This window comes from Mesotoga sp. Brook.08.YT.4.2.5.2. (assembly GCF_003351125.1).
In the GTDB taxonomy this organism is placed as follows: domain Bacteria; phylum Thermotogota; class Thermotogae; order Petrotogales; family Kosmotogaceae; genus Mesotoga.
In genome coordinates this window covers 91,757-99,174 of record NZ_JPGZ01000014.1, presented here as the reverse complement: position 1 = coordinate 99,174, position 7,418 = coordinate 91,757, and the positions used below count along the sequence as shown (strand labels likewise).

Sequence of the window (7,418 nt, the reverse complement as noted above, 5' to 3'; positions counted from 1 at the left end):
TTGTCAATAAAAAGCTGGAAGGAAAACTGGGAATCTCTCTCAACCTTTTTTCAATATCCAGAGGAACTGAGAAGATTGGTTTATACAACTAATCCCATTGAATCAGTTAATAGACAACTGAGGAAGGTAACGAAGAATAAGGGAGTCTTTCCTACGGATACTTCTCTCTTAAAGATGGCTTATCTAGCAATAATAAATATAACAAAGAAATGGACAGTAAGAACCCTTGAATGGTCAAAGATCCTTACTCAACTTGTGATAAAGTATGAAAGATTAGCTAAGTACATAAGCTGATTCTTAAACCCATTACAAAAAAGGGGTTTACACAAAAAAAGAGACAGAACCTCTCGTGAGCGCAGCGAACGTCTCGACATTGCTCTTTCTCGATCGGATGGTCTTAGCGGTGAACGGGTACTTGTGCTTGGACGGCTGACGGAGGACCGCTCTTCCAGCGTACAGCTGCTCTTCTCGGGCGGTGGACGGCGAACCGTTGACGGACAACGTTGTCTTCGTCAGCGTTCAGCGGGTCCTTGTTCTTAAGCGTCCAGCGGTTCTTCCAGCGTTCAGCGGGTCCTTGATCTTAAGCGTACAGCGGCTCTTCCAGCGATCAGCGGGGCTTTCCAGACGACGATACGATGTAACGTCAACGATGGACCAATATCGCCTTTTGTCTTTGCCTTGTAAGGTACAATACAAAGGAGACATTCGGGGGGGTGAAAACTTTGCAGTTCAGGAAGATGAGGAGATCGGATAAGGAGCTGTCACTGAACGAAGCTAGTGAAATTCTGAAAAACGCTTCCTATGGGGTATTATCTACTGTAGGTATAGACGGGATGCCCTACGGGATCCCCGTGAACTACACGTACGAAAACAATTGCATTTTCTTTCACTGCGCCACCACCGGTCACAAGCTTGACAACCTTTCTCAAAACCCCAATGTTTCTTTCTGTGTTGTTGAGTCCTCTAAAGTGATTCCGGAGTCTTTTTCTACGATCTTTAGAAGCGCCATCGCCTTTGGAAGGGCCTCGATACTGGAAGACGATGGGGAGAAGACAGAGGCCTTAATGAAGCTCCTTTCAAAGTATGCGGCAGATTACGTTGAGGATGGAGTAGAGGAGATTAAAAACGCCTTGAAGGCCACCTGTGTTATCCGTATCGATATCCTTCATTTGACAGGAAAATCATCGATAAAGTAGTTCGCAGTCGTTCTCTGGTTTTTCTTGCTCAGTAAAATGGATTGATCGGGTTTGCCCGTATTAAGTATTCTGTCCATTCATCGGAAGCCTATCTAAAGGTTCAGGTATTTGATTTGAATACGTAAAGGCATCTCTTCTTGTTATAATTCCGATGAATGAACTAACTGGAGGCGATGGTTGATGAACAGGAACGCTCTTATGAGAACTATAATTGGAGCCATAATGATTCTGCTTGGGATCCTAATCATTTTTGTCAGATCGTTCACTTTCAATCTCTGGCTATTGTTTATCTGGATTCCTGGGATTTTCATGGAATACAGAGCATTCACTGGACGGGACAAGAATCTCTTTGTGCCTGCAGGCATTTTGCTAACGGTCGCTGTAATCCTGACTTTTAATGTTATTTTCCCGGGCTTCATAATGAGAGGCGGCTGGGTGCTATTCATAGCCGCTCCTGCTGTTGGCCTCTTTCAGTCGTATTTTGCCGGAGTTGAAAAGGATAATGGCGTTCTGGTTGCAGCATCGTTCTTATCGGCAATCTCCATGCTCTTTCTGCTCATAGCACTGGCGCCGAAAGTGCTTGGGATTTTCATAGGAATCTCGCTGCTTGCAGTTGGAGGGTTGGTAGTCTACAAAAATCTGAGATCTGTTAAGAGATAGGAGGAGTCTGGATGAAAGCCATGATTTTAGCAGCTGGCGCGGGGACGAGACTTAAACCGCTAACAAGCAGGCTGCCAAAACCGATGCTTCCCATTATTGAAAAGCCTGTAATCGAATTCATTGTCGAACTACTTGCAAAGTATGATGTGAAGGAGATAATGGTTAACGTCTCACACCTTGCCGGAGTCCTTCAGAGCTATATGAGAAGCGGCTACAGATTCGGTGTGAGAATAGGTTACTCCTTCGAAGGTCACTTTGAGAATGGCCAGCTCGTTCCGGAGCCCGTAGGTTCGGCAGGCGGACTGAAGAAGATTCAGGAAAAGTCTGGATTCTTCGATGAGACTTTTATTGTGCTATGCGGAGATGCTATTGTCGATTTCGATATCGCGAAAGCATACGAGTTTCATAAAGCGAGCAATTCTATGGCAACAATAATCTCAAAGGAAGTCGAGACGAAGAAGGTCTCGAATTACGGAATTATCGTTAGCGATTCTTCGGGAAGGGTTGAGTCCTTCCAGGAAAAGCCACCGATTGACAAAGCAAGGTCTAATCTGGCAAACACAGGTATATATATCTTTGAGCCTGAAGTCTTCGATTACATCCCAAGCAAACAGTTTTTCGACATCGGGGGAGAACTCTTGCCATTGCTTGTTCAGAAGAAGGAGCGGGTCTTCTCTCTGGACACGAAGATCGAATGGTACGATATAGGGCGGAATTCGGACTATCTTGAAATCCTTGGGATGGCTCTAAGAGGTCAAATAAGAGGTTTTGAGCCTTCTGGAAAGCAAGTTACCGAAGGTTTGTGGATAGGAACGGGTTCGGTTCTGGAGAAGTCTACGAAGATAATTACGCCCGTGTTTATAGGTGCGGGATCTCTCGTAGAGAAGAACGTGAAGCTTGAAGGGCCGGTAATGATTGGATCCAACTGCAAAATCCACAGCGGCGTTGAACTGAGTAACGTCTTTGTGGGAGACTATACGCGGATCAAACCCGGTTTCAAGGGAAAGAATTTATTGATCACATCTGAGTACTACGTGACAGTAGACGGGAGCGGGGGAAGTATCGCCGACTCGAATCTCAAGAATTACATTTCGGATGTGAGGTCTTTGGAAGGCAACTCCACTGTCCACTAGAGAGCTATCTTTAATCGTGCTACAATTGTCCATACGTTTTTTTGAGGAGTTGCCTTATGTTGAAGATAGTCAAAGTCAGGAGTCAGCGGGACAGGAAAGAATTCATAGATCTTGCCAAGAAGTTTTATTTTGATTTCCCGTTGTGGGTCCCTCCCCTAAGCCACGAGATTAAGGCGGTATTGAAGAGCAAAAGCTCACAGCTCCTTGCGAACGGTCCACACGATTTCTTCCTTGCCAAAGAAGGAAATATCGTTAAAGGAAGGATCGCAGTGGGCATCGAAGAGGTAATGAATAGTGCGAAATCTGTCGAGCATGCATACTTCACGCTCTTTGAGTCGGTAAACGATAGGGCCGTTGCCGACGCCTTGCTTAGGACTGCCGAAAGCTGGGCAAAGAGCAAGGGCATGAAGTATCTGAAGGGACCTGTTTCCCCTACTAACGGCGACGATTATAGAGGGCTACTGATAGATAACTTCGAAAATCCGCCTGCCGTTATGATGCCTTACAATCCCCCATACTATGTTGACTTTTTTGAAGACTTCGATATTTACTTGAAATATCTTGCCTTCAGATACGATCTTGAGCAAGTCATATCCGAGCGCGAGATAAAGTTTACCGAGATCGCAATGGATCGCTACGGGTTCCGCGTTGAAGAGGCCAATTTCAAGCGGCTAAAGGATGTCGCCGCGGATCTTCAGAAGATCATGGAAGAAGCTATTCCGAAGTGGGAAGAGGACGTTCTTCCTCCCACATATGAAGAACTGTGTGATATGGCCAAGACACTCAGGACGGTAGCCGATCAGAGAATGGTAATCATCGCGAAATCAGGAGAAAGGCCAATAGGGTACTTTGTTGCGCTGCCGGATTTCAGCCCGCTCATTCGCGAGATTGACGGCAAGCTATTTCCCTTTGGGTGGTACAAGCTGCTTAGTAAGAGAAAGTCTCTTGAACGGGTGAGGGCGGCGATACTCTTTGTCGTTCCCGATTTCAGAAACAAGGGCGTGCCTTCGGCCATGTTCTTGAGAGCGTACAGAAATATCCAGAATATGGGTTTCAAAGAGATCGAAGGATCATCCATCAGCTCAATGAACGCCAGGATGATCGCAAATGCCCGGCGCGCAGGAGGCCAGGAGTACAAACATTACATAGTCTACGGAAAGAGTCTGCTGAAGAGACCGCTTTCACTCAGTGAGATATACGGGATTGCTGCGAGCAAGTTTGTTCCAAAAGTCCAACAGACTCCTGAAACTCTTCTGCAAAGGATCTAAACTCGTTGGAAAGTTCCGATGTGCAGGGCTTCCGATCGTCTATGAATTCGAGAAAAACAAAGAGTTTCTTGTATCTGGTCAGGTACGTGAGATCCCTTTCGCTCTGAAAGTTATCTGCGCTGAACGCCGTAATGACTTCGTACATTAGAGTTGATGGCGAGTAGGGAGCCAGTCTATCGATCTGGAGAAAGGCAGCCATCTCTTCGAGCATTCCGGTAACGAGATGACAGGTTCTCGAGTAGGGCTGCTTCACAATGCTTTCCAGCCAGGGAATGAATTCCCGGTAGTAGTGGTATTCTGCCGTCTCGCCTTCGACACCTACAAGCCCCAGAAGTCTTAGCGCCTCAATTCTCGATTCTTCTTCTAGTGAAAGAAAATGGGCTCTCAAGGGATCCTCATCTCCTAGAATGAAATAGCTATCACCCCGCAGAACACCGAACTTCTTCATTGTATCGAGATAACCGCAAATAAGATACTTCTTCGAGACCTCAGGATCAAAGGTCATTACTGTCCCAAATTGCTCTGAAGGTTCTATCAACGTGACCTTCATTCCATCGGTGAAGATGTTTATAAAAGCGAGAGCTTCTCCAAAGTAGATTCCAATAAGGTCGACTGCGACAACCTCTTCGTGGCCTCTCTCCTTTGCCATGAAAAGAGGTAAGTTAGAATAGACGCCTCCGTCTATGAAAACCTCTCCGTTTATCTCTTCACGCGCGAAGGCGGGAAAGTTCGCGCTTGCCAGAACAAAATCGACCAGTTTTCCCTCCGGGATGAGGTCTTTGTACATTGCGTAAGGTCGCAAGCCACTGAGAGAGTAGAGAACGATTCCAAGTTCTATATTGCTTGCTCTCACCTTTTCCTCAACGATCATTTCTTTCATCTTGGTTCTCATGGGTTCTATGTCTATTCCATTTTCGGAGGTGAGAGTTCTCATTGCCGAAGCTAGCTCCATCGCATCGAGGCCCAGGAGATTTCCCTGGATCAGTTCGTACAAATGAGGAGAGGCATTCATAAGCTCTTGGTAATCTATGCTGCACCACACATCTCTCGCAGCCTCAAAGCCCTCACTGATAAGACCGGCCGCGTTGATTGCTCCGACAGAGGAGCCGTAAATGGCATCGATTTCCAAACCGAGATCAAGCATGGCTCCGTAAACACCGATTTCGTAAGCACCTCTACCTCCACCGCCAGAAAAAACCACAGCGACCGAGACAGCAGTGACCGCAAGTAGAACTACCGAGAAAACTAGAAGCGCTCTCCTCATTTCTCTTCCCCCAGATTTCTCCAAAGTTGTATGAAGAATTTGATGATATTATTATACATTGGAAAGGAAGAGACTCAGAATCCATATTTAATGAACCAATCACGAGTTCTCTCTCGAAATGGTGTATCATATTAAGTTAGTTTACCGGACTAGTGAGGCGATTGTTTTGATAAGAGACTTCCTGAAACACAACTGGCCAAGGTACCTTTATGGCGCTATTTTTCTTATTCTTGTCGATTTGCTAATGTTGATTACTCCAAGAGTGATTGGATTGATAGTAGATGAAATCAGAGGTGGTGCCCAGGACCTAGGTTTTGTCAGACTGCTTATATTTGCCGTTATCGGGGTTGCCTTCGGACTTTTTATAACGAGATTGTTCTGGCGGGTCTTCATAATGGGGGCGGCAAGAAAATTCGAGTACTACACTCGAAAGACTCTCTTCGAGAAGCTTCTGACGCTTCCACCAACCTTCTATGACAGGACGAGGGTCGGCGATCTTATGGCCAGATTTACGAACGACGTGAATGCCGTAAGAATGGCTATGGGTCCTGCGATTGTCATGATCATAGATGCCTTCTTTCTCGTAACTGTAACGATCTTTGCAATGGGGCTTTTCACGAACTGGAATCTGACATGGATCTCAATCGCTCCGCTTCCGGCGCTGGCTATCGTTTCAACCTTCTTTGGAAAGATGATTCATAAGAGATTCAAAATGGTCCAGGCATCCTTTTCCGATCTTACAGATACAATTGAAGAGTCCATCTCAGGAGTCCGGCTTATAAAGAGCTACGGAATCGAGGACCTTAGAAATGGAACGCTCTCCGATAAGTCAGATATGTATGTAGAGAAGAACATGGCTCTTGTAAGGGTCTGGGGAATGTTCTTCCCGTTGATTCAAACTCTCTCTATGCTTGGTACTGTGCTGGCGACATTGTTTGGAGGACGCATGGTAATACTGGGTCAGATAACTCTAGGAGAGTACATCACGTTCACTTCGTACCTGGGAATGCTGATCTGGCCGATGACGGCCTTTGGCTGGGTGATCAACATCATCCAGAGAGGACGCGCCTCTTACAGAAGGCTTATGGAAGTCCTTGAAGAAGATAACAACATAACTACCGATGACCCTGTAAAAATCGACGAATTTGAAGGTCATATAGTCATGAAGAACCTCACCTTCACCTACCCGACCGGAAGCAGACCTGCCCTTGAAAACATTGATTTCGAAGTCAGACCCGGCTCTAAGATAGCCATCGTCGGAACCACTGGCTCGGGAAAGTCGACGATTGCAAAATTGATCGCCAGGCTGTACCCCGTTGACGAAGGGATGCTGTTCATAGATGGAGTGGATATAAATAAACTGGAACCTAAGGCGATAAGAGAAAATGTTGCTTACGTTCCGCAGGAGACCTTTCTCTTCTCCGAGACCGTTGGAAACAACATTCGTTTCGGAGACATGGGAATATCCGACGAAGAAGTTAAAAAGTACGCGAGCATCGCCTCGATTCATGAGGATATCGAAGGCTTCAGCAATGGGTACAAAACCATTGTGGGTGAGAGAGGCGTGACCCTTTCGGGAGGTCAGAAACAGAGGATTTCTATAGCGAGGGCACTCATAAAGGAGGCACCGCTCGTTGTGCTCGATGATTGCCTTTCGGCCGTCGATACCGAGACTGAAACGGAGATTCTAAAATCCTTGAAGGACTCCGAGGACACCAGATCGATAATCGTCATCTCTCACAGGTTAAAGGCCGTGGTGGATTCCGACGAGATTTATGTGCTCCATGAAGGCAAGGTAGTCGAGAGGGGCGTACACTCCGATCTAGTTCAGGGCGGAGGCCTTTACCAGAGGATGTACGAGAGACAGATGTTAGAAGAAAAGCTCGAGGAGGAATAG

Annotated in this window: 7 protein-coding genes; 6 read left to right on the top strand and 1 reads right to left on the bottom strand. The window is 46.3% G+C overall.

Translation table 11 applies throughout. From position 1 onward, the window contains the following. The 5 genes from Q502_RS05340 to Q502_RS05320 all read left to right on the top strand — a co-directional run. Positions 1 to 294, top strand: a 294-nt coding sequence (locus Q502_RS05340) for a transposase (protein ID WP_181815876.1), incomplete at its 5' end; no start/stop codon positions are given. Positions 295 to 722: 428 nt separating this feature from the next. Beyond that, complete coding sequence (locus tag Q502_RS05335) at positions 723 to 1,196, top strand: pyridoxamine 5'-phosphate oxidase family protein (protein WP_207759768.1); 474 nt, start codon at positions 723 to 725, stop codon at positions 1,194 to 1,196. Positions 1,197 to 1,376: 180 nt separating this feature from the next. After that, positions 1,377 to 1,856 carry a hypothetical protein gene (locus tag Q502_RS05330; RefSeq protein WP_243392430.1) on the top strand — a complete coding sequence of 160 codons (480 nt, stop codon included), beginning with the start codon at positions 1,377 to 1,379 and terminating at the stop codon, positions 1,854 to 1,856. Positions 1,857 to 1,867: 11 nt separating this feature from the next. Continuing rightward, entirely contained in the window at positions 1,868 to 2,989 is a 1,122-nt protein-coding gene (locus Q502_RS05325; RefSeq protein ID WP_099830773.1) for a sugar phosphate nucleotidyltransferase, read from the top strand. A 56-nt stretch (positions 2,990 to 3,045) separates the two neighbouring features. Beyond that, on the top strand, positions 3,046 to 4,257 hold the full coding sequence (locus tag Q502_RS05320) for a hypothetical protein (RefSeq protein ID WP_099830772.1): 1,212 nt from the start codon (positions 3,046 to 3,048) through the stop codon (positions 4,255 to 4,257). On the opposite strand, the gene Q502_RS05315 is transcribed toward Q502_RS05320, so the two are convergent. Further along, the gene (locus Q502_RS05315) at positions 4,175 to 5,521 is read right to left on the bottom strand and encodes a patatin-like phospholipase family protein (RefSeq protein ID WP_099830771.1); all 1,347 of its coding nucleotides are present in this window, start codon (positions 5,519 to 5,521) and stop codon (positions 4,175 to 4,177) included. The genes Q502_RS05320 and Q502_RS05315 overlap by 83 nt on opposite strands. A gap of 166 nt (positions 5,522 to 5,687) precedes the next feature. Between Q502_RS05315 and Q502_RS05310 the strand changes: the two genes are divergently transcribed. Further along, positions 5,688 to 7,418 (top strand): ABC transporter ATP-binding protein, encoded by a 1,731-nt coding sequence (locus tag Q502_RS05310; protein WP_099830770.1) that lies wholly within the window; start codon positions 5,688 to 5,690, stop codon positions 7,416 to 7,418.